The organism is Ruegeria sp. AWH4_226 (assembly GCF_056159225.1).
Window position 1 is genome coordinate 503,176 of record NZ_JBSWUU010000001.1, and the last position, 21,327, is coordinate 524,502.

Here is a 21,327-nt window from a genome sequence, read left to right on the forward strand (position 1 = left end):
ATCCTCATTCCGCAGCGATCCCTTCCATCCGGTCTTCCAGGGCGTCGGCCGCACGTTGCAGTGCACCAAGCGTTTCGGCATCGGGCTGCCAATAGGCGCGGTCGTTGGCCTCAAGCAGGCGGTTTGCCATACGGCTTGACGCGACCGGGTTCAGGTCGGCCAGCCTGTTGCGCATGGTTTCGTCCAAGACGAAGGTTTCCGAAATACGCTGATACACCCAGGGTTCGACCTGACCGGTCGTAGCTGACCAGCCCAGTGTGTTGGTCACATGCGCTTCGATCTGGCGCACACCTTCGGCACCATGTTTCAACAGGCCTTCGTAAAATTTCGGGTTCAGCGAGCGTGACCGGGTTTCCAGTGCCACCTGATCAGCCAGCGTACGCACCTTACCGTCGCCGCGTGTCTGGTCACTGATGTAAACAGCAACATCTGAACCCCGCGCCCGGCGAACGGCGCGGGAAATGCCGCCCAGCGTGTCAAAGTAATGGTCAACAGTGGTTACACCAAGCTCAACGGATTCGAGGTTCTGATAAGCAACTTCGACATCTTTCATCGTCTGTTGCAGCAGATCGGTGTTTTTGTGCGCCTTGCCTTTCGTATCGTAGGCAAACCCCTTGCGGGCCTCGTATGCGTCGGCCAGCTCGTCCTCATCCACAAAGGCTAGACTGTCGACCAGTTGATTAACGTTCGAGCCATAGGCGCCTTCGGCATTTGAGAAGACGCGCAGCGCGGCCTCTTCCAACGACACATTCATGCGCTTGGCGTAAGCCAGTGAATGCGCGCGGATAAAGTTCTGGTCCAACGGTTCATCGGCCTGCGCGGCTTTCAGCGCGGCCTCGGCCAGCAGGCGGGTTTGCAGGGGCAACAGATCGCGGAAAATACCCGAAAGCGTCATTACCACGTCAACCCGCGGGCGGCCCAATTCAGGCAGAGGGATCAGGTCCGCGCCGCACAGACGGCCAAAGCTGTCAAACCGGGGTTTCGCGCCCATTAGCGCCAGCGCTTGCCCAATGGGGCCACCATCGGACTTGATATTGTCGCTGCCCCAAAGAACCAAAGCCACGCTTCGCGGCACTGAGGCATGGGTTTTCAACAGCAACTCAGCTTGTTTCGCGCCCTCCTGACAGGCATAGGCAGTGGGCATTCGGAACGGATCAAACGCGTGGATGTTGCGGCCTGTTGGCAGAATATCGGGATTGCGCAGCAGATCACCGCCGGGAACGGGGGTCGTGTACCGACCGTCCAAGGCCCGCATCAAGGCGGATAGTTCGGTTTCCCGGGACAGTGCCGCGTCCATTTCCGCGCGATCAGCCGCATCCAGATCGGGCAACAGGTCCAAGTAATCGGATCGCTCCTGATCGGTCATCGTCTGGCCGACCACATGCAGACCTTCGGGTATCAGTGCGCCTTCGGTGTCCAATAGCGTGTGCCAGAGGGCAGCCGGGTCTGTCCCATCCATGTCAACGGTCTCGGCCTGATCGGCGATCAGCATCTCAAGATCGGCCCGCTCTGTTGCATCAGGGGGCAGGGTGCGCCAACGGTTCAGGCTGTCCTTCAATTCGGCCAAACCTTTGTACAATCCCGCGCTTGAGAGCGGCGGCGTCAGATGGCTGACCGTTACGGCGCATGAGCGACGTTTGGCCAGCGAAGCCTCGGACGGATTGTTCGCGGCATAAAGGTAGATGTTCGGTAGGTCCCCGATCAGGCGGTCCGGCCAGTCTGCACCGCTGAGTCCCGTTTGCTTTCCGGGCATGAATTCCAGCGCGCCGTGCATTCCGAAATGCAGCACTGCGTCTGCACCAAAACTGTTGCGCATCCAAAGGTAGAACTGTGCAAAGGCGTGGGTCGGGGCAAAGCCATGCTCAAACAGCAGGCGCATCGGGTCGCCCTCATAGCCGAAACCCGGCTGCAGGCCGACAAAGATATTGCCGAACTGACGGCCAAGTACAAAGACATCCCGCCCGTCGGTCTGAACCCGTCCGGGGGCAGGGCCCCAGCTGGCCTCGATCTCTTCCAGCCATGGTGTGTCACGCACGATATCGTCGGCACTGATCCTGGCGGCAACGTTGGCCTCTTGCCCGTAAACTTCGGCACTGCCGCCCAGAACGGTCTCGCGCAACTCGTCGACGGTTTCAGGCGGGTCAAGGTCGTATCCTTCGACCTTCAGCGCCTGCATCGTATTCAGCAAAGAGGCGAAGACATCCAGATGTGCCGCCGTTCCGGCAGCGCCCGCGTTGGGCGGAAAACCGAACAGGACAATGGCCAGTTTGCGGTCTTGCGGGCGGGACTTGCGCAGCGATGCCAACCTGTCCAGACGGGCCGCCAGCATGTCAACACGTTCCGGGCATGGGGCCATGGCTTTGCCGCCCTGCGATCCGTTATTGCCGCTGCCGTGGCGACCGGCAAACACGGTGGGGCAGGTTGCCCCGTCCAATTCGGGCAGCGCGACCAGCATTGTGGTTTCAATGGGGCCAAGCCCCTGTTTTGACCTGGCCCATTGCTCAAGCGTCTGGAATTCAAGCGGATGTGCCGAAACATACGGAATATCAAGCTGTTCCAGTACTCTTACGGCGCTGTCATTGTCGTTATAGGCCGGGCCACCCACCAGCGAGAATCCTGTCAGCGATAGCAGCGCGTCGATTTTGCGCTTCCCGTTCGGTTGGAAAAACTGATCAATGGCCGGTCGGGCATCCAACCCACCCGCAAAAGCAGGGATAGCTTTCAGGCCGCGCGCCTCAAGAGCACGGATCACGGCGTCGTAATGCGCGGTGTCTGAGCTGAGCACATACGACCGCATCATCAGAACACCAACGGTCGCATGCGGCTTTTTGGGGCCGGGCAGATCGTCAGGGTTCGTGGTGATACGGCTCGGCAGGTTCGGGTGGTACAAACCGGTATCGGGATAGGAACGAGGCTCGGGGGCTTCGGCGTCTCGCCATTCGGGACGTGATGCGTATCGGCCGATCAAAAAGCGAATCATCGCTTCCATATTGTCGTCGGAACTGCCTAGCCAGTATTGCATGGTGATAAACCACGCGCGCAAATCCTGCGCCTTACCGGGAATGAATTTCAGGATTTGCGGCAGGCGACGAAGGATTTTCATCTTGCGCTGGCCGGTATCGGACGACGGTTTGGACGATCCGCGCAGACGCCGCAACAGTTTCAACGCGCCTGAGGTTGGCGCCGCCATGTCCAGCACCCCCATCCGGGTCAACTTGACGATCTGCGCGTCGGCGATGATGCCGATCATTGCGTCGCAACTGTCACGCCGGGCTTGCAGGCTGGGAAGGATTGCCAGGACATGCTCTTCCAGAAACAGCAGGTTGGCGATGACGATATCTGCCTGCGAAACCGCACGTTTCGCCTTGTCGAGCGCTGCAGTGTCTTCACCCCATTCCGCAGCTGCGAAGACCTGAACCTCCAGTCCCGGAAAATCACGTTGCAATGTCGAGAGGACACGCGCGCACGGACCAGCAGCGTGGCTGTCCAGCGTCACGATCGCTACGCGATAGGGCCGATATGTCTGGAAGTCATCGCGCATAATGGGCTTTCGCTTCGTACAGAGTTTCGACTGAGATTTGAGAGTCGCCCCGGGCCTCGGCAAAGGCTTCGGTATTGCGACGCGCCTTGCCGCGCACGAAGAACGGAACCTTGCGCAGTTCACGCTCGGCCTCGTCCAGCCAGATGATCTGCGCGTCGACGGGGTCTGGAGCGTCGGAAACCTGCTTGGCCCCGTGTGCATGGTGCGAAGGGCCGGCGGCGTCGTTGAATTCGGGATCTTCGCGGAACATGTGAAGCAGGTGTTCCTCAAGCCCCATCACAAGCGGGTGGACCCAGGTGTCAAAAATGACGTTGGCGCCCTCAACCCCCATCTGAGGCGAGTACCGCGCGGGGAAATCCTGCACATGCACGGGGGCCGAAATCACTGCGCAGGGAATGCCAAGGCGCTTGCCGATATGGCGTTCCATCTGGGTGCCGAGGATCAGTTCGGGGGCGAGGCTCGAAATCCTGGCTTCAACCTCAAGATAGTCGTCGCTGATCAGTGCCTCGACGCCGATATCCTTTGCCAACGCGCGGATCGGACGGGCCATTTCGCGGTTGAAGCAACCGATGCCGACAACCTCGAACCCCATTTCCTCGCGCGCGATCCGGGTGGCAGAGGCGACATGGGTGCCATCGCCGAAGATGAACACGCGCTTTCCGGTTAAATAGGTGCTGTCAACACTGGCCGAGTACCACGGCAGGCGCAGGCGATCCGTATCGAGACGCGGTGCGCACCCGGTCAACGCAGCGACCTCTTCGACAAAATCCTTGGTGGCGCCGACGCCAATCGGGATGGTGCGGGTATAGGGTTGACCCAGAGTGCGCTCCATCCAGCGGCAGGCACTTTCACCGGTTTCAGGATACATCAACACGTTGAAATGTGCGGCACCCAGACGTGTGATGTCTGCTGGCGTTGCGCCATAGGGGGCAGTGACATTCACCTCAACACCCATATCGTTCAGCAGGGCGGTAATTTCGGTAATGTCGTCGCGGTGCCGGAACCCAAGCGCGGTTGGCCCGATCAGGTTGCACGATACCCGAGCGCTCCGGTCTGTCGGCTTAGCAAGCGTACGCACGATCTGCAAAAAGGTCTCATCGGCCCCGAAATTCTCTTTTCGCTGATAGCTGGGCAATTCCAGCGGTATTACGGGGATCGGCAGGCCGAGGGCTGCGCCCAGGCCGCCGGGATCGTCCTGTATCAATTCGGCGGTGCAAGAGGCCCCGACAATCATGGCCTGCGGTTGAAACCGGTCATAAGCCGCCTGACAGGCATCGCGAAACAGTTTGGCCGTGTCCGAGCCCAGATCACGCGCCTGGAAAGTCGTATATGTCACTGGCGGGCGGTGGTTGCGGCGCTCGATCATGGTAAACAGAAGATCTGCATAAGTATCGCCCTGCGGCGCGTGCAGGACATAGTGCAAGCCGTTCATCGCGGTTGCGACACGCATGGCCCCGACATGGGGCGGGCCTTCATATGTCCAGACCGAAAGCTTCATTCCGCAGCCACCTGCAACATGGCCCGTCGTCTCAGCGGGCGCGCAAACAGCCCGGCAAGATCACCAGCCTGTTCGTAGAAATGGATGGGTGAGAAGACCAGCTCGATCGCCCATTTGGTCGCCAGCCCTTCGGCCTCCAGCGGGTTGGCGAGGCCAAGACCGCAAACCGTCAGATCGGGACGCGCGGCGCGCACGCGGTCGAGTTGTTTTTCCACGTCCTGCCCTTCGGACAGGGTAGGGCAATCGGCAATCTGGGTTAGATCGCACCCGACCAGATCGCGATGCAGGTAAGGAGTTCCAACCTCTACAAGCTCCATGCCGCATTCACGCGATAGAAAGCGGGCAAGTGGAACCTCTAGCTGGCTGTCGGGCATTAGAAAGACACGCTTTCCGCCCAACGGCTCGGACGCTTGCGCCACAGCCTTGCGCGCCCGAAGCCGCGCGGGCTCGGTCACCGCGTCTACATGTTCTGCAGAGATGCCGAACCGGGACGCGATGGCTTGCAACCACGCTGTGGTGCCCAGTTCGCCGAATGGGAAGGGCGCGCTTATGGGGTGGGCGCCGCGGCGGAACAAAATGTCATATGTCTCGCCCAGGAAGGGCTGTACAAAAGCAACCTGTGTGTTCGGGCCGATGCCGAATTCCTCATCGCTGGATCGGTTGGGCAATAGCCTGACGTCCTTCACCCCAATCCTGTCCAGCAGGTCCAGCATCTGATCCTGCACCACGTCGGGCAGTCCACCTGCAATCACCAGCCCTGCGGTGTCACTTGAGGGCATCGCGGCCACCATCGCCGCAAGGCAGCTATCCTCGCCTTGGGTAAACGTCGTTTCGATCCCTGAACCTGTGAAGTTCAGAACCCGTATCTTCGGCGCGTAGCGGTCATTCAGGCGTTCGGCAGCTTTGGCAAGATCCAGCTTAATCACCTCGGATGGGCAGGACCCGACAAGGAACAAACGACGAATGTCAGCGCGCCTTGACAGTAGACGGTCGACCTCGCGGTCGATTTCGTCCTGTGCGTCGGACATCCCGGCCAGGTCTGTTTCCTCGAGAATCGCGGTGCCAAAGCGCGGCTCGGCAAAAATCATCACACCCGCGGCACTTTGAAGAAGGTGGGCGCAGGTGCGGGATCCAACAACCAGAAAGAAGGAGTCCGGCATCATCCGGTGCAGCCAGATAATCGAGGTTAAGCCGCAGAAAACCTCATGCTGTCCACGCTCACGTAGGACTGGCGTTTGGGTGCAGCCCTTGGATATCTGGCCGGGCGTCCTCATGCGGGTACCTGCATCTGCAGCCGCGCGCGGCGCAGTTTCAAAAGAAACTGGCCAGCGTTGATAACGTACACAAGATAAGCAGCCAGCGTTAGCAGCATCAGTTGCGTTGGCGTCAGCCAACCCGTTGAAAGCGCGACCAAATACGCGGTGTGCAACGCAATGACCAAAAAGCTGACTACGTCTTCCCAAAAGAAGGCGGGCGCTAGCAGGTACTGCCCGAAGACAACCTTTTCCCAGATCGCCCCTGTGATCATGATCAGGTACAAAACGAGGGTTTTCAGAACAATTGAAACCGTGGCGATTGCATAGCCTTCGCCGGTCGCAAGATAGCGCACCACCAACGCAAGCGAGACGAGAAACACCGCGAATTGCAGTGGCGCCAGAACGCCCTGAACGGTCGTCCAATATGTGCTGTCCCGGCGCGCCAGTTGGTCAGGAGTGTAAAGCTGGTGCGTTCCAGGCGTGTTCATGGCTGATTGCGCCACGATGGCCTCCCTGCTGAACTTCCATCTCAGCGTAGAGGGCTTAACGGGAATGTGTCAATTAAAACTTACACTTTCAAATTGACGGATTCGTGGTGCTATTTCAGGTGCCAAATTTATAGGCGGTGTTATAAGTGTTTGCTTTGTAAGCAGAAAAAAATGAGGCGCCTCTGTTGACGTCTAAGATATCCACATTATGTCTAGTTTATTTGACAAATCGCACGGCTTGACCCAGACTGACATCAAGCCGTTTGAATGTGTCTATACCGATTCCAGCGGCTTTTCTTTAGCAAGGATTGGATAATCCAATGCCCCCTGTCGATCCGTTTGAAGGCCGTCGACCGCTGGATCAAAATCAACTCGAAGCATTTGCAAAGCGAGTGCTGAAATCCTTGGACTCTCATCCGCAGAATCCGTCCTCTCTGAACTTATGTTCGATAACGGATTGGCTCTATGCGCACGTCATTTCTCCGGTTCCGTTCTCGTTTGAAGAAACACTTTGTTTTCTGGAGGAGACCGGTGTCTCTTCTTCTGAAATTATCGATGTTTGCATCCCCGAAGCCGCCAGTCGCGCGGGCCAAGCATGGGTGGATGACGAAGCAAGCTTTGCCAATGTTACGTTGGCGTCTTCGAGATTATATGCAATTTGCAAGGCTCTTTCGGAAACGTGGGAGATGCGCCCGCGCCGCACTGGGCAACCCACGGTTCTGGTTGCAATCGCACCGGGTGAGCAGCACATGATCGGGTCCGTTGTCGCTGCATCGCAACTGCGGCGGATGGGCTGTTCAGTTCAACTGCTGGGAGGTACAACACCGAAAGAGGGCATCGCGTGCATCAAGCGGGGCGCGTTCGATGCGGTCCTAATTTCTTGCGCGGGAAGTCAGGCTCTTGACAATGCTGTACATTTCATAACACGTATTCGATCAGAAATAGACCAGCCGCCACGACTGGTCATCGGCGGGGCGATAGAAAAGCAAGTGAAGTTGACTTCAGTAAGTACAGGGGCGGATTTAGTAACATCCAATTTTGAGGTCGCTCTCGCTGGTCTGACAAATGCCAGGAGTTCTACGGAACCGCTGGCGGCTCAATAAAATGACTTCCGGTAAGCCAAACCCCTGGCAGATCGCGGCATTGCCGATGATCGAGCCAGAGTTTTTGTCCGGCGTTCTGTCCGAGGCATCTGACATCGCGTTGATTGTTGATCCGGAAGGTGTGGTCATGGCTGCTCTGGTCAATGACACTGGGTCCCCTTACGGCAGCTTGGATCATTGGATCGGCAAAAAGCTCAAAAATTTTCTGACCGAAGAATGTGTCCCTAAGTTGGACCGCATACTTGAACGAAGCTCTCGGGATGAAAAAGTTCAGCGTGTCGAGCTGAACCATCGCGACAAAATGGTCTGGCAATACCCTGTTCGGTATTCGATCCATCCGGTCGGACACAGCGAGCGGGCCATTTTGATGTTGGGGCGCGATCTGCGGCAAGTCGCTGAAACTCAACAACAATTGGTTCAGGCCCAATTCGCGCTTGAGCAAGGGTATGAAGAGCGGCGCGAGTATGACGCGCGTTACCGCATGTTGATGTCAGTCGCGCGCGAGGCTTTTGTTCTGGTGTCTGTCGCGGATGGTCGAATTCGGGACTTGAACGATGCGGCCGCGCATATTTTGGGTGCGGCAAAGGACCAATTGCAGGGACAGCCCTTTGCAAATGAGTTCAAGGATCGCGGGCGCGCCGAGTTTGTTCAGAACATTCTGGCCCTCGCCTTGTCCGAGGTGGATGCCGAGGTCACCATACAAACCAAACGTACCCGCAACGAGGTCACGATCACACCAATCAGCTTTCGCGCTGGCGGGGCGCGTATGCTGATCTGTCGGTTAGAGGCCGGCACGTCCGAAGAACATGCCAGCGACAAGCTTTCGGATAACTTGGTGCGCTTATTCCGCCATGGACCCGAGGCGATTGTGTTCACCGACAGTAACGGGGTCGTCCAGTCGGCGAATGATGCGTTTATGAGGCTGGTGGACTTTGCGCATCATGTTGACGTGCGCGGGACAAGCTTGGCCGAGTATATGTCGCGCGGCCAGATCGACCTGAATGTGATGCTGGACAATGCCATTAAGACGGGTCGAATGTCCGCTTATTCGACCAAGTTCTGCAATGATGTTGGGGTGTGGACGGCTGCCGAAGTTTCGGTGTCCTATCTGAATAAACGCTCCACTCCGACGGTGGCCTTTGTGATCCGCGACGCAACGCGGTCGGAAGCAATGCGTACACCTGCACAGGGGAATTCGAATGTGGCGGGCGGGGATGTTGTTGATCTGGTTGGATCGGCCCATCTGAAGGACATCGTATCCCAGACAACGGATGTTATTGAACGTATCTGCATTGAAACGGCGATTGAGTTAACGGGCAATAACCGTGCCGCCGCAGCCGAGATGCTGGGACTTTCACGTCAAAGTCTTTACGTCAAGCTACACAAGCTTGGTATTCAGGAAAAACAAGACGGTCATTAGCCGCGTTTTTCTTGCATCGACTCAAGTTGTCAATCAAGATTGACAGATGAGCGCAAATCCAAATTTACAAATGTCCTCGTGGCCGCAACCTCTGGCTGCCCTTGAGTTGATCAAGCCAATTACATGGTTTCCGCCGATGTGGGCGTTCCTGTGCGGAGTGATATCCTCTGGCGGTGCGCTGACCGGAAACGTGGAGCTGATTGCCTTGGGATTGATCCTCGCGGGACCAATTGTCTGTGGAATGAGTCAGGCCGCGAACGACTGGTGCGACCGGCATGTCGACAAGATAAACGAACCGCATCGCCCAATTCCATCGGGCCGCATCCCCGGAATGTGGGGTGCGTGGATTGCCATCGCAATGAGCGTTCTGGCCTTGGCCGTTGGCTGGCAGTTGGGTCCGTGGGGATTTGGCGCCACCGTCTTTGGGGTCTTGGCGGCTTGGGCCTATTCGGCCGAGCCTGTGCGATTGAAACGGTCAGGCTGGTGGGGCCCAGGACTTGTAGCGTTGTGCTATGAGGGTTTGCCTTGGTTTACAGGCGCGGCCATCCTGTCCGCCGGGGCACCGTCGCTTCAGGTTGTCGGTATCGCTGCTCTGTACGCGCTTGGGGCACATGGGATCATGACCTTGAATGATTTCAAGGCGTTGGAAGGGGATCGTCAGCTGGGAATTAATTCGCTCCCGGTCACGTTGGGCCCAGATCGCGCTGCGCGTTTAGCCTGTGTGGTGATGATTGTCCCGCAGATTGTGGTCATTACCTTGCTGTTCTTTTGGGGCAAACCAGCCTTTGCTGTGGCCATTTTCGCGGCGTTGATTGGGCAGGTCTTGGCCATGCGGGTTCTCTTGCGGGACCCAAAGGCGCGTGCCCCATGGTATAACGGGACGGGCGTTTCCCTTTATGTCAGTGGTATGATGATCGCGGCCTTTGGTCTGCGTGGACTGGAGGTCGCTTTATGACCCGTGCCAAAAACCTCTCGTGGATTGGAATTGTGCGTCTGGGTCTGGTTCAGATGTGTTTGGGCAGTATCGTTGTTCTGACCACCTCGACGCTGAACCGGTTGATGGTGGTGGAACTTGCGTTGCCTGCAATTCTACCGGGCTTGTTGGTGGGGCTGCACTACGGCATCCAGATCTCTCGCCCTCATTGGGGCGTCTTGTCGGATGCAACTGGTCGGCGGACCCCTTGGATTGTCAGGGGAATGGCAATTCTCGCGGTCGGCGCTTTGGGCGCTGCATTTGCTATCCCGCTGTTTGATCAGAGTTTTTGGTTGGCATTGACACTGTCCATCTTGTCCTACACGGCTATTGGGCTGGGTGTAGGTGCATCCGGCACGTCGCTGCTGGCCTTATTGGCCACAACAACAGAACCGCGTCGCCGGGCAGCGGCAGCAACGATCACATGGCTGATGATGATCGCCGGTATCGCGATCACCGCCGCTTCGGTCGGTGCGATGCTGGATCCGTATAGCCCAAGGCGGCTGTTGATTATCGTGGCTCTAATCGGGGCAGGTGCCGTGGTGCTGACCTCTCTTGCCGTCTGGCGCGTTGAGGTCGGAGTCTCCGCCCAGCCATCGGCTGCAAAACCCCGTTTCCGCGCAGCGTTGCGCGAGGTCTGGGCAGACGACGCGGCGCGGCGGTTCACTGTGTTTGTGTTTCTGTCGATGACTGCTTTCTTCATGCAGGAATTGATCCTCGAACCCTATGCCGGTTTGGTCTTCGGGTTCACGCCGGGTGAGTCGACGTCGCTGTCCGGCGCGCAGAATGGCGGAGTTTTCCTGGGCATGTTGTCAGTTGGCATTGCGGTTACCGGCCTGAAAATCGGATCGCTGCGTGGATGGGTCGTGGCAGGGTGCCTAGGCTCTGCGGCTAGCTTGGGCGCGATCAGTGCAATGGGCCAGGTAGGGCCGGATGCTCCGCTTGTACTTGCGGTGGTGGTGCTTGGGTTTTTCAACGGCATGTTTGCCGTCGCGGCGATCGGCGCAATGATGGAGCTGGCCGGTGAAAAGGCCCACGGACAGGAGGGGACGCGCATGGGTTTGTGGGGCGCAGCGCAAGCCATTGCCGCCGGGGTCGGAGGCTTGGTCGGCGCAGCAGCCGCTGACCTGTTCCGGTCGGTGATGCCGGATGCAACTGCATTCGGCGCTGTATTTCTGACCGAAGCCGCGCTGTTCGTAGCCGCTGCCATTCTGGCTGCACAAGTCATTCACGAAACACGGCGCGAAACGCGCGTCGTTGCGGGAGAATAGCCATGTATGATGTCGTCGTTGTCGGAGGAGGCCCCGCTGGGGCAACAGCCGCTGAAGATCTGGCAAAAGCGGGCCACAAGGTCTGTATGCTGGATCGGGACGGGCGGATCAAACCCTGCGGCGGCGCTATCCCGCCGCGCCTGATCGAGGATTACGACATCCCTGACGCGCAGCTGGTGGCCAAGATCAACACGGCACGCATGATTTCCCCGACCGGCCGGCAGGTGGATATTGCCATCGAAAACGGCTTTGTCGGCATGGTGGACCGGGAGCATTTTGACGAGTATCTGCGGGGCCGTGCGCAATCAGCCGGAGCAGACCGTTGCACGGGAACATTCCTTAGGATCGAACGGGATGAGGCCGGACCCAAGGTCATCTACCGGGACAAGCAAACACGCGAAGAACGCACACTGCCCACGCGTTTGATCATCGGAGCTGACGGCGCGCGATCAGATGTTGCACGGGCCGAGGTGCCCGGCGGCGACACCATCCCCTATGTGATCGCCTATCATGAGATCATCGAAGCGCCAGGGGCGGTGAATGCCTATGATCCAACCCGGTGCGATGTGGTCTATGACGGTGCGATCTCGCCTGATTTTTACGGCTGGGTGTTTCCGCACGGTCGGACCGCCAGCGTTGGTATGGGCACCGGGATCAACGGGTTCGATTTGAAAAAGGCCACCAAAGATTTGCGCACCGCGTCCGGTTTGGGAGAGTGTCGTACGATCCGCCACGAAGGCGCGCCGATCCCGCTTAAGCCGCTAGAGCGGTGGGACAATGGGCGTGATGTTGTTCTGGCCGGGGACGCGGCAGGCGTTGTCGCCCCAAGCTCGGGCGAAGGAATTTACTATGCAATGGTCGGCGGTACGGTCGCGGCCACGGCAGCACAGGCCTGTTTGGCCTCAGGTAAGGCTGCTGACCTGAAACTTGCGCGGCGGTTGTTCCTGAGAGAGCATAAAACGGTCTTCCGCGTGCTGGCATCGATGCAGAATGCCTATTACCGCTCGGACGATCGACGTGAGAGGTTTGTCTCGCTATGCCATGACATTGATGTGCAGCGTCTGACGTTCGAGGCTTATATGAACAAGAAACTTGTCAAGGCGCGGCCGATGGCGCATCTGCGTATCGGATTGAAAAATCTGGCACATCTGACCGGTCTGGTCAGAGCGGAATACGTATGACCATGATGATCCCTGCCTGGGTCGACGGCACGTTAAAACCCGTCGAGAAGCTGAGGGTGCATCAACTTGGCCTACGCCACAAAGCAGTATCCGTCTTTGTTTTGCGCGGCCCAAATCTGTTGCTGCAGCAGCGAGCCGCAGGCAAATATCACACGCCGGGATTGTGGGCGAATACCTGTTGTACGCATCCGCAATGGGGGGAAGACCCCGAAACCTGCGCGATCCGGCGTCTGAGCGAAGAGATGGGGATCACGGGCCTTGCGGCTGAGTATTCGACAGCGCTTGAATACCGTGCCGACGTGGGGCAGGGGCTGATCGAACATGAGGTTGTTGATGTTTTCCGCGCTGAGGCCGCTGTGGACACAACAATCTGCCCAAACCCAGAGGAGGTCTCAGCCCATCGCTGGGTTCACTTAAACGACTTGAGCGCAGAGATTTCGCACGAACCGGAGAAGTTCACTCCGTGGTTGCGGATCTATCTGGACCAACACGCGTCGGCAATTCTTGGGCCGGCACTGATGGATGGCTTGTCTCCGTGACGCAATCTTTGGTTATTCGGATTTTGGGTTGTACAGCATCCGACGCCCGCCCGAGATGACCGAGTTTTTACGAGGTTTGTCCGACAGCAGTTTAAACGGCAAAATGCGTTGAGACATAAAGCGTGTCCCGGACAGGGCTGAGCGTTTTGTGCGGTGCTTTGTCAGCAATGGCCAATATAGCCCGCGTGAGATCAGCCCGCGATTTGCATTGGCATATGGGTTCATGTCGGGCGTCAGAAACCTCGGATGGCTTCGCAGTATCTTCTGGTCCATAAACAGGTCCATATTCGGCTGATCACGGATGTATTGGGTTTCGGTTTCCACTTTCGCAGGTAGATGCTCAACGCTGTCCATGATCTTTTGGGCGTTTCGCGCGGCCCCGAAGGGCGCGAAAGGTGCGCGCATTACAACAAGTGTCGCCCCTTCTTTCTTGAGCATCTCGGCATAAACCGCCGCCGCGTCTTCCGCGACGCGCGCTGCCGTGATTTCGTCCGTCAACCCTTCGGAATCGCCTGTGAAAACGTCAAAATTTGCTTCGGGGTGGCCAGCATCGCGCAGCGCGGTCAACACGCCGTCGGCTGTGGCTTTGTCTGCGTATACTCTTGAAATTACAGTCGTCATGATCGCTCCTGTTTTTCGGGTCCAAAGCGTATTCTCTTACGGCGCGCGGGTTAAGTTTGTGGTCGTGACGACCTCCGTTCTTATTCAGGGAACATAGGCCGAATGATCAGGCTGGGTAGACGGCAATCGCAAAAGCGGCAGCACCACAAGAAGCGCAAAAGCAAGGAAAAGGATCTGGATTGAGAAGACCGGCAGATAGGCGATTTCGGGTGCAAGTTTGTAATCCCCTTGCAGCGTTAACATTAAATCCCGAATGATCCCGCCAAGTGCGACTCCTGCTCCGGCGGCGGTTGCCTGCACGGCGCCCCAGGCTCCAAGTGCCAGACCGGTTTGCGATTTAGGTGCGGAACGCATGGTGGCTGTCAGCGTGCCGTGCCCGAACAGTCCGGCACCGACACCGGTGGCAAAAGTCCCGGCCACAAACAACATGAGCCAGCCCAGAGGCGAGGCCAGTATGATCGCAACATAACCGGGAATGCCAACAAGCGCGCCTATCCAGCACATGCGTGTAGGTGATCCACCCCGCCCCAGAATGCGAGAGGCGATGGCCAGACCAAAGAGTGTTCCAAGTGCCAGCGTCGCAGTCAGTTTCGTCGTTGCTGCAACCGACATGCGCAGCACCTGACCGCCATAGGGTTCTAGAACTACGTCCGCGATTCCAAAGGCGAAGGTCCCCAACGCGATTACGGCCAACAGGCGCTTGGCCCCGGAACGACCAGCAAAACTGGCCCATGCTTCTGAGAATGTCGGCCCAGTGACAGGGTGTGTATGGCGTGCTCGGGCTTCTTGTTTCCAGACAGAAACACCGTTCAAAAGCACGGTTACAACAGCAGCGCCCTGAATGACCTGGATCAGACGACCCGGGCTGTAATTCTCAAGCAACGCGCCAAAGATGAAGGCCGATCCGATCATGCCGACCAGCAACATCACATACATCAGGCCCACGACCTTCGGTTGGTCCTCCTGCGGGACCAGATCAGTGGCCAACGCCAAACCGACGGTTTGGACCATATGAACACCCGCCCCGACCAGCAGAAACGAGAGTGCTGCGGATGACAGGCCGATCCAACGCGGGGCATCTATCGCCTCGCCGTATCCCGACAGCACCAACAACGCAAACGGCATGATGGCGAATCCGCCGAATTGCATCAACGTGCCGCGATAAATATAGGGAAAGCGCCGCAGACCGAGGGCTGATCTGTGCGTGTCGGATTTGAAGCCCACGAGCGCCCGCAAAGGGGCAAACAGGATGGGAAGCGCGATCATCACTGAAACAAGTGCTGCCGAGACACCGAGTTCAACGATCATCACCCGGTTCAACGTGCCGACCAGCAGCACCAAGGCCATACCGACAGTTACCTGAAACAAGGACAATCGCAGCAGGCGCCCCATCGGAACATCCTCGCTGGCCACATCCGCAAAGGGCAAATAGCGCGAGCTGAGTCGCGTTAGCTTATTCAATGCGAATGACCGGTAGTTCAGCATCGCTTGCATCCAATCCACACTTGCCAAATCCAGCCGAAATACCAAAAACGGCTGGAATGTCCGGCACCGAAGGACGCCGGACCCGTTCCATACGGTTCAAATGGCCTTAGTGATCCGGGACCGGAATCGCCTCGGAAGCTGACGCAAGCACAGCCGGTGCCTCGATTGTCGCAATCGCAAGGGACCCGTCGGGCATCTCGATAAGTATTCGGTCGCCACTAATCGCGGTATTGGCCGAAACCAGCGACACCTTCGCGGTCGACTCATCTTCTTGCTGCTGGCGCATTGCGGTTTCCGCCCCGCTGCCCAAAGGCTGCCCGGATAGGAAATCTGACACCCAGCCAGTGTTGGTAAGCACGGCGACATGAACCGCAAAGGACCCTACTGCGACTGCTGATAGGAACAGAGGAATGCCCACCGTGGGCTTAACGACAAGCCAGATTTTCGAGTTGTTCATCTGATCGATCCTTTCATCCGAGCCAAGGTGTGGCCACCGCGACAAGGATATGCGCGAGCAGGGCAATTACGCCGAACACGCGGGTCCCGTCGATAAGGTAGCTGTGGACCTCTTCAGCCTCACGAAGATTGAGACCGGTTGGCCATACTTTTTCTGGGTCGTCAGACATATTTGCCTCCCGTTGATCGGCTGTTGGAAAGATGTGCCAAGGGCGTGGAACAGATCCTGTACGGCAACTCCTCCGACTAAGCGCACAGCCGATATCGAGCGCATTCGAATTTGTCGGAGTGTCATCAAAATATGACAGATATACTGTCAGGTCAAATGTACAGTTTCGAATTACGAGAACAAAATAAATGCTGGCAGGCAAAATAGATCACTGCGGTTGCTTCAATCCCGGCGGGGCAGAGTTGTTCAAACCAGATGGCTTGGGCCTGAGTTTGACCAAGGAATGGGTCAGAGGCGCAGGCTTGATTTGATGCCGGGCTGTGTCACTATGGCAGTCGCCATGACTTATATTCGAAACGACACCGGGTTTCTTCACGACACGAATTGTGCGGACTGTTCCGAGATCATCCAATCCTTGTCGGACAAGAACGCAACATATCTTCGGCGGCGCAGGCTTTTGGATGGGCCCGATGCGCACGCCAAGGATTTGGTGGTCGAATGCGCAGAAGACATACGGCAAAATAACAGCCAAGCACTTGTAGATTTGCTGTTGGCGGAAGTATCTGAAAACACAGCGGAGCAGATGATTTTCACTCTGCTTGTGGCCGGTTGGCTAGAACTGCAGCGGGGGCAGTGGCAGGCAACCGAAACGCTTGGACGAGAGGTTGTCAGCCGCGATCATCACGATCTGATGGCGCAGCGGCTTATTGATGCTGCCCGCGAGAAATCGAGGGAACTGGAAACGGAAACTGATCGCTGGCTTCAGACGCGCACATGCCCAGCACCGTTTCGCGAGATGGAAACGCGGGTCAATGGTGAGGTGCATTTTTGTTGCTCGGCATGGCAACCCGTTCCAATCGGGCGGCTGGAAACTGCGGACGAGGGTGGGTTCTGGAACTCCGACCGTGCGCGTGAAATCAGGCGATCGGTCCGTGACGGTGATTTTTCGCATTGCAGCCGATGGCATTGCCCGCAGATTGCCGGGCGAAGATTGCCGGCACGCACCCCGGAAACACAAGAAGCAAAACTGGAGTTGGAGAAAGGTCCAGAGCGGGTCATCCTTTCTCATGACCGGTCGTGCAATATCTCTTGCCCCAGTTGTCGCACCAAGCTGATCAACCTGCCGCATAAAAACACGGAACGTCTGAACAAAGTCTTCGAAGACCACCTTCTGCCGCTGGTCAGCAAGGCGAAGAAAGTCAAAGTGACCGGTTCCGGTGATCCGTTCGGCAGCAGGCATTTCCGTCATGTCCTGGCGCAACTGACCGCAGCAGGTCAGCCCGGTCGGCGTATTCAGCTGCACACAAACGGGTTGCTGGCAAATGAAAGGGCATGGAACGATCTTGGCCTTTGGAACCAAGTGTCGTCGGTTTGGGTGTCCATCGACGCGGCGGAACCTGACACCTACAGCGTGCTCCGCCGGGGCGGTGACTTAACCACGCTGAGAAAGAATTTGCGCTTCCTCGGGGACCTGAACGCGCGTGGGGATATCGACACACTGCGCTTTGACTTCGTAGTTCAGGCGGCAAACTACAAAGAGATGCCCGGCTTTGCTGATCTGGCCCAAGAAATGAATGCAGATGGAATTTACTTTCTAAGACTGCGCAATTGGGGGCATGTCACACCGCAGGAGTTCAAAAATCAGGATGTGTGCTCATCCGATCATCCTGAGCATGAAGACCTGTTAGCTGTTCTTTCAGACGAGCGCTTGGCTTGGAGCGGTGTGGACCTTGGCAGCCTAAACTCGATCTAGTTATATAGCTCTTTGCGAATCAGAATGTCTGCCAAGCACGAACAATAGTCTTTGGTGCACTGAATTGGATCGCTGGGAAGATCAATGTCTTCTCCCAGATACCCGATCACGCCGCCGACGCCACAGACCCCCCGCATAACCTCGCCATTGCCTCTGACTCGCAGAGATTCCAGCCCGACATTACACTGGTATCCCCGCCAGCGATTCATGCCCCTGATGATGAATTCATTTGGTGGCAGCGTTTCACTATGTCCGGACCGCGTAGTTGCGCGCATTAATGACCTTGGCTTTTCACCAACCGGAGCTTGTTTTGAGGGCAAGCCCTTGGACAGCACCCGCAACTGATCTTCGGTGTAATCATAGAGTTTTGATCCAAATTCCTGCCGCAACGGCTTCAACGATATCGACGCGGCTGGCAGCGAAGCACGCAATTCCTGCGCATCCTGCAGGATTTGGTCAAAACGATCCGGGTGCATCGTCACGTTGATATGAACGCTTATCCGATCTGCCATCATACCAGCCACTTTGATAAAGTGATCCAGTTCCGCAAACTCAGCGTGATAGGTGAGGATAACGCTGTTTAAACAGTCACTTATCTTTTCCCAGAACCGAAGCGTACGCGATGCATTGCTGATCAGGCTGACCTTGAAATCCATCCCGGACGCGTGGCGCAGCAACTCGATAATGCGGGGATGCATCGTTGGTTCTCCACCCGTGAACTGAAGCCAGACGATCTTGTCCCTTTCAGTTACGTAGTGTTCTCTCATCTGATGGTAGAGGTGCAGAATATCGTTGGTTTTCTGCCACTTTATTGATCCGTCATGCAAAGACTTTGGGCAATAGCTGCACGCATAACTGCAGGAGTTGCCCAACATCCAGTCTACCACCACGATCTTTCCATACGCAGGATCGGAGTGTTCAATCAGAGTAAAAACGTCGTTTTCGTTTTGAATAATATTCATTTAAATCCAGTCACTATTCATGACGTCGCAGACGCAGGCCCAAGCGGGACTCTTCAATGGGTCTAGCCTAGCTTGAATTCGTTCCCGGACAAAGTGTTTACCGCGTGGTTCCTGCGTCACCGTTGTAAGGGGATGCATGGTGTAACAAGGCCGCCCAGAGAGGTATACCGGCGTGATCAGAATGCTAAGCCAGCGTCGTTGACTTGTTTTCGTATGCACCTCTTTTTATAATCTATGCATAAAATTTTTGAATTTATGACACTTAGGCGTATTCAGTTTGCCTAGTTTACAACGGCTCAAAGCTTGTTAAGGCGGACAGTCGGGGGAAATTTATGACGAAGGCTAGTGGCCCAAAAGCTCGACCTGAAGTTGCTAAGAAAAACGCCGGCAAAACGTCGGATATCTATGATTTTGTTCAGTCTCCCGAATGGCAGAAAGTACTTGAAAAGGCTCGGTTAGAGCAAGAGATAAAGCAATCGACAGATGCCTCCAAGGGCGCAGAGCCTCAAAAGGCGAAACCGGATCAAGGCAAGGCTTCACACTCAACCACAGGTGCGCAGGCTCAAGCTGCACAAAAGCCATGGTCAGAAAGCCTGGAAAAGGCGCGGCAACAGCGAAATGCCGAATTCATTCGGAGAAGGGGTGAGTCGGTAAACCCTGGCCAAAACGCTGAATCTGCGGGTGGTGCGAGTGGCAAAGCTTCGGAAAGTGCATCGGCGACGCCGCAAAACACTGCAGAATCCGACGAGCGCGCGACAAGGTCACCTCATCCCGATGAATATCCAGCGCCCAACAATGACTTCAACACAGAAGAAAGCGAGCAGCAGCCATCCGAGTACAGTCTGAGGCTGTCCCCAGAGGAAGTAGACCACCGGCTTTCCAAGAAGTTGACTCAGCGTTTGGAAGACCAGCACCGCGCGCGCCGCAAGGTCAAAATGGGTTTGATCGCACTGGGGTGTGTCATCGGCGCGGCCGTTTCTTCTTCAGTAGTCCTCATGATGACCGGAGGGGGCTCGTCAGACGCGCCGGAATTGGCAGGGACGGGGCCTATAGGCTCGGAATTTGCAAACCCGCCTGCGGTGCAAGACGATCTGCAAACCGAGGGATTGCAGTCTGATCTGTTTACCGGTGACGACGACCAGGTCGTTTCTGCGGATTTGTTCGATACGTCGCCGCCAGATAGTGAAGGCGCATTGACTGAGCCTGATGAACTGGACAGCGTTGCGGCTTTGGCGCCGCCTTTATCGGGCTTGGCAGGGGGAACCGAGGCTGTTTTGCCAACCAGCCCCGCCGACTCCGCGCCAACTGTTCTGTCTTACGTCCCGGCGTTGGAACAACCGCTGATGCCCTTGGGCGGCCCCGGCTATCTGCCCAGACGAGAAGCAAATCCCAGCTTCCTTCCATATGAGTACACGCCGGAGTTTTTCGTTTCAGCACTTGCGCCGACATTTGAAAATTCTGACGATTTTGAACCAATTACAGTATCAATCGCCCCAACTGTTCCCAAACAGCGTGCGCCGAGTGTGCTTGCAGCGCTTGCTTTCCCGCAGCCTCCCGCCCGATTGAGTGATGACGCGTTTGTACCGCTGCAGGGTCAGGCCTTATTGTCGGACCCGCCTGTGTCCTTTGAAGCTGCGACTGGTGAATTGATAGCGGCGGCATCTGATCCTTCGGTCTTGCTTGACGACGTGGCGCTCAGCCCGCCGGTCTTTCAACCGCGCGCGCTTACCCTGCGACCAAACCCGTTGGAGCAGGAAGAGACGCCGACAGAACCTGTGGCCCTATCCATTGAAATCGTTGAACCGCTTGATAATGCGCCTGTCGGAACTAGCGCTGCATTCAGATTGTACGCGCCAAACCAACTGTCAGAAAACGCGGTTAACGCCGTTGTGGCAGACTTAAAAAACACGGGCCATGAATTGAGTGGCACGGCGCGCGTTGGCTACAGGGTCTCGCAATCCAATGTGCGCTTTTACCACCAACAGGATGCGGCTCAGGCTGCGGCGCTTGCAGAAGATGCGGGCGCGTTGCTCAGGGATTTCACCGGCTCAAACTCGAAGACACCAAGCGGGGTGGTTGAGTTGTATCTGGCTGGCGAAGGGGCAGGTGCTGCACCGGTTAAACGCACGGCCTCAACCCCCAGACGAAGCGCGCCAACAAACGCGTCAGTCAGCCGGCTCAGGAGCGAAGTTCTTAAAAAACTCAGGACAACGGCCAACTAATTACGCTATTCTATTTTTGAACGTGAAGTACCGACGTAAACTGTAAGTATTGTTAACAAGTATCGATAGGGTTTTTGTAAATGACTAATAGCAGGCTCATGGGCGTTGTAACTGCTCTGCTGTTTCTGGCGACGACACACGGTGCGCGTGCTGAAATCACGCTTGAGCAACTGCTTGTCATTGATCAGCTCTTGTCCGCCAACGACACTCAGGCGCTGCGGTCCTACCTTGAACGAAACCCGGAATTGCTTGCTGGTGAGGATGAGCTGTCGGTCGAGTTGCGAAATTTCTATGATGCCGCGTCCGCGGGGAATCTGAACTTTGGCTACACGGCCAGCCCAGCGGTCAATGCAAGCGATGCGGCGGCTGATAACGAACTGACACACTAG

At 56.8% G+C, this 21,327-nt stretch carries 18 protein-coding genes; 9 read left to right on the top strand and 9 right to left on the bottom strand.

Features of this window, described 5'->3' with window-relative positions:
• Positions 1-4: 4 nt before the first annotated feature.
• Genes ACXAET_RS02430 through bchF form a run of 4 tightly spaced genes read right to left on the bottom strand, consistent with a single transcriptional unit; the run spans position 5 to position 6,783 of the window.
• Positions 5-3,541: a magnesium chelatase subunit H gene (locus tag ACXAET_RS02430; protein ID WP_475180582.1), complete on the bottom strand. Its 3,537-nt coding sequence runs from the start codon at positions 3,539-3,541 to the stop codon at positions 5-7.
• The gene (bchB, locus tag ACXAET_RS02435; RefSeq protein WP_475180584.1) at positions 3,531-5,039 is read right to left on the bottom strand and encodes a ferredoxin:protochlorophyllide reductase (ATP-dependent) subunit B; all 1,509 of its coding nucleotides are present in this window, start codon (positions 5,037-5,039) and stop codon (positions 3,531-3,533) included. Before bchB ends, ACXAET_RS02430 begins: the two co-directional genes overlap by 11 nt.
• Positions 5,036-6,313, bottom strand: a complete 1,278-nt coding sequence (locus ACXAET_RS02440; protein WP_475180586.1) for a ferredoxin:protochlorophyllide reductase (ATP-dependent) subunit N — start codon at positions 6,311-6,313, stop codon at positions 5,036-5,038. The genes bchB and ACXAET_RS02440 overlap by 4 nt, the downstream gene beginning before the upstream one ends.
• On the bottom strand, positions 6,310-6,783 hold the full coding sequence (bchF, locus tag ACXAET_RS02445; RefSeq protein WP_475187049.1) for a 2-vinyl bacteriochlorophyllide hydratase: 474 nt from the start codon (positions 6,781-6,783) through the stop codon (positions 6,310-6,312). The genes ACXAET_RS02440 and bchF overlap by 4 nt, the downstream gene beginning before the upstream one ends.
• 320 nt (positions 6,784-7,103) lie before the next feature.
• On the opposite strand from bchF, the gene ACXAET_RS02450 reads away from it, so the two are divergent.
• From ACXAET_RS02450 to idi, 6 genes are read left to right on the top strand one after another with little or no spacing between them, the layout of a single operon-like run.
• Positions 7,104-7,886, top strand: a complete 783-nt coding sequence (locus ACXAET_RS02450; protein WP_475180590.1) for a cobalamin B12-binding domain-containing protein — start codon at positions 7,104-7,106, stop codon at positions 7,884-7,886.
• Between the two features lies 1 nt (position 7,887).
• Entirely contained in the window at positions 7,888-9,306 is a 1,419-nt protein-coding gene (ppsR, locus tag ACXAET_RS02455) for a transcriptional regulator PpsR (RefSeq protein ID WP_475180593.1), read from the top strand.
• 46 nt (positions 9,307-9,352) lie between these two features.
• Complete coding sequence (gene chlG, locus ACXAET_RS02460) at positions 9,353-10,261, top strand: chlorophyll synthase ChlG (RefSeq protein ID WP_475180595.1); 909 nt, start codon at positions 9,353-9,355, stop codon at positions 10,259-10,261.
• Positions 10,258-11,550 carry a BCD family MFS transporter gene (locus ACXAET_RS02465; RefSeq protein ID WP_475180599.1) on the top strand — a complete coding sequence of 431 codons (1,293 nt, stop codon included), beginning with the start codon at positions 10,258-10,260 and terminating at the stop codon, positions 11,548-11,550. The genes chlG and ACXAET_RS02465 overlap by 4 nt, the downstream gene beginning before the upstream one ends.
• 2 nt (positions 11,551-11,552) lie before the next feature.
• A complete protein-coding gene (locus ACXAET_RS02470; RefSeq protein ID WP_475180603.1) occupies positions 11,553-12,731 on the top strand; it encodes a geranylgeranyl diphosphate reductase in 1,179 nt (392 codons plus the stop codon).
• Positions 12,728-13,270, top strand: a complete 543-nt coding sequence (gene idi / locus ACXAET_RS02475) for an isopentenyl-diphosphate Delta-isomerase (RefSeq protein WP_475180607.1) — start codon at positions 12,728-12,730, stop codon at positions 13,268-13,270. The genes ACXAET_RS02470 and idi overlap by 4 nt, the downstream gene beginning before the upstream one ends.
• A gap of 12 nt (positions 13,271-13,282) precedes the next feature.
• On the opposite strand, the gene ACXAET_RS02480 is transcribed toward idi, so the two are convergent.
• The 4 genes from ACXAET_RS02480 to pufB form a co-directional block, all read right to left on the bottom strand.
• Positions 13,283-13,891 carry a hypothetical protein gene (locus ACXAET_RS02480; protein WP_475180610.1) on the bottom strand — a complete coding sequence of 203 codons (609 nt, stop codon included), beginning with the start codon at positions 13,889-13,891 and terminating at the stop codon, positions 13,283-13,285.
• 84 nt (positions 13,892-13,975) lie between these two features.
• Positions 13,976-15,385: a BCD family MFS transporter gene (locus tag ACXAET_RS02485; protein ID WP_475187051.1), complete on the bottom strand. Its 1,410-nt coding sequence runs from the start codon at positions 15,383-15,385 to the stop codon at positions 13,976-13,978.
• A gap of 97 nt (positions 15,386-15,482) precedes the next feature.
• A complete protein-coding gene (locus ACXAET_RS02490; protein ID WP_475180614.1) occupies positions 15,483-15,833 on the bottom strand; it encodes a light-harvesting protein in 351 nt (116 codons plus the stop codon).
• A 13-nt stretch (positions 15,834-15,846) separates the two neighbouring features.
• A complete protein-coding gene (gene pufB / locus ACXAET_RS02495) occupies positions 15,847-16,002 on the bottom strand; it encodes a light-harvesting antenna LH1, beta subunit (protein ID WP_152458403.1) in 156 nt (51 codons plus the stop codon).
• Between the two features lie 339 nt (positions 16,003-16,341).
• Here pufB and ACXAET_RS02500 point away from each other — a divergent pair, with 339 nt between their 5' ends.
• Positions 16,342-17,754, top strand: coding sequence for a radical SAM/SPASM domain-containing protein (locus ACXAET_RS02500; protein WP_475180616.1), 1,413 nt, complete (start codon positions 16,342-16,344; stop codon positions 17,752-17,754).
• On the opposite strand, the gene ACXAET_RS02505 is transcribed toward ACXAET_RS02500, so the two are convergent.
• Entirely contained in the window at positions 17,751-18,716 is a 966-nt protein-coding gene (locus tag ACXAET_RS02505; RefSeq protein ID WP_475180619.1) for a radical SAM protein, read from the bottom strand. The genes ACXAET_RS02500 and ACXAET_RS02505 overlap by 4 nt on opposite strands.
• A 332-nt stretch (positions 18,717-19,048) precedes the next feature.
• On the opposite strand from ACXAET_RS02505, the gene ACXAET_RS02510 reads away from it, so the two are divergent.
• Both ACXAET_RS02510 and ACXAET_RS02515 read left to right on the top strand, forming a co-directional pair.
• Complete coding sequence (locus ACXAET_RS02510) at positions 19,049-20,938, top strand: hypothetical protein (protein WP_475180622.1); 1,890 nt, start codon at positions 19,049-19,051, stop codon at positions 20,936-20,938.
• Between the two features lie 80 nt (positions 20,939-21,018).
• Entirely contained in the window at positions 21,019-21,327 is a 309-nt protein-coding gene (locus ACXAET_RS02515; RefSeq protein WP_475180626.1) for a hypothetical protein, read from the top strand.

Excerpts from the sequence above, each read along its gene's own strand:
- ACXAET_RS02440 (WP_475180586.1), bottom strand. The coding sequence starts at position 6,313 with ATGAGGACGCCCGGCCAGATATCCAAGGGCTGCACCCAAACGCCAGTC.
- ACXAET_RS02470 (WP_475180603.1), top strand. The coding sequence starts at position 11,553 with ATGTATGATGTCGTCGTTGTCGGAGGAGGCCCCGCTGGGGCAACAGCC.
- bchB (WP_475180584.1), bottom strand. The coding sequence starts at position 5,039 with ATGAAGCTTTCGGTCTGGACATATGAAGGCCCGCCCCATGTCGGGGCC.
- ppsR (WP_475180593.1), top strand. The coding sequence starts at position 7,888 with ATGACTTCCGGTAAGCCAAACCCCTGGCAGATCGCGGCATTGCCGATG.
- ACXAET_RS02465 (WP_475180599.1), top strand. The coding sequence starts at position 10,258 with ATGACCCGTGCCAAAAACCTCTCGTGGATTGGAATTGTGCGTCTGGGT.
- ACXAET_RS02490 (WP_475180614.1), bottom strand. The coding sequence starts at position 15,833 with ATGAACAACTCGAAAATCTGGCTTGTCGTTAAGCCCACGGTGGGCATT.
- ACXAET_RS02480 (WP_475180610.1), bottom strand. The coding sequence starts at position 13,891 with ATGACGACTGTAATTTCAAGAGTATACGCAGACAAAGCCACAGCCGAC.
- ACXAET_RS02500 (WP_475180616.1), top strand. The coding sequence starts at position 16,342 with ATGACTTATATTCGAAACGACACCGGGTTTCTTCACGACACGAATTGT.
- idi (WP_475180607.1), top strand. The coding sequence starts at position 12,728 with ATGACCATGATGATCCCTGCCTGGGTCGACGGCACGTTAAAACCCGTC.
- chlG (WP_475180595.1), top strand. The coding sequence starts at position 9,353 with ATGAGCGCAAATCCAAATTTACAAATGTCCTCGTGGCCGCAACCTCTG.
- ACXAET_RS02515 (WP_475180626.1), top strand. The coding sequence starts at position 21,019 with ATGACTAATAGCAGGCTCATGGGCGTTGTAACTGCTCTGCTGTTTCTG.
- ACXAET_RS02505 (WP_475180619.1), bottom strand. The coding sequence starts at position 18,716 with ATGAATATTATTCAAAACGAAAACGACGTTTTTACTCTGATTGAACAC.
- bchF (WP_475187049.1), bottom strand. The coding sequence starts at position 6,783 with ATGAACACGCCTGGAACGCACCAGCTTTACACTCCTGACCAACTGGCG.
- ACXAET_RS02510 (WP_475180622.1), top strand. The coding sequence starts at position 19,049 with ATGACGAAGGCTAGTGGCCCAAAAGCTCGACCTGAAGTTGCTAAGAAA.
- ACXAET_RS02430 (WP_475180582.1), bottom strand. The coding sequence starts at position 3,541 with ATGCGCGATGACTTCCAGACATATCGGCCCTATCGCGTAGCGATCGTG.
- ACXAET_RS02450 (WP_475180590.1), top strand. The coding sequence starts at position 7,104 with ATGCCCCCTGTCGATCCGTTTGAAGGCCGTCGACCGCTGGATCAAAAT.
- pufB (WP_152458403.1), bottom strand. The coding sequence starts at position 16,002 with ATGTCTGACGACCCAGAAAAAGTATGGCCAACCGGTCTCAATCTTCGT.
- ACXAET_RS02485 (WP_475187051.1), bottom strand. The coding sequence starts at position 15,385 with ATGCAAGCGATGCTGAACTACCGGTCATTCGCATTGAATAAGCTAACG.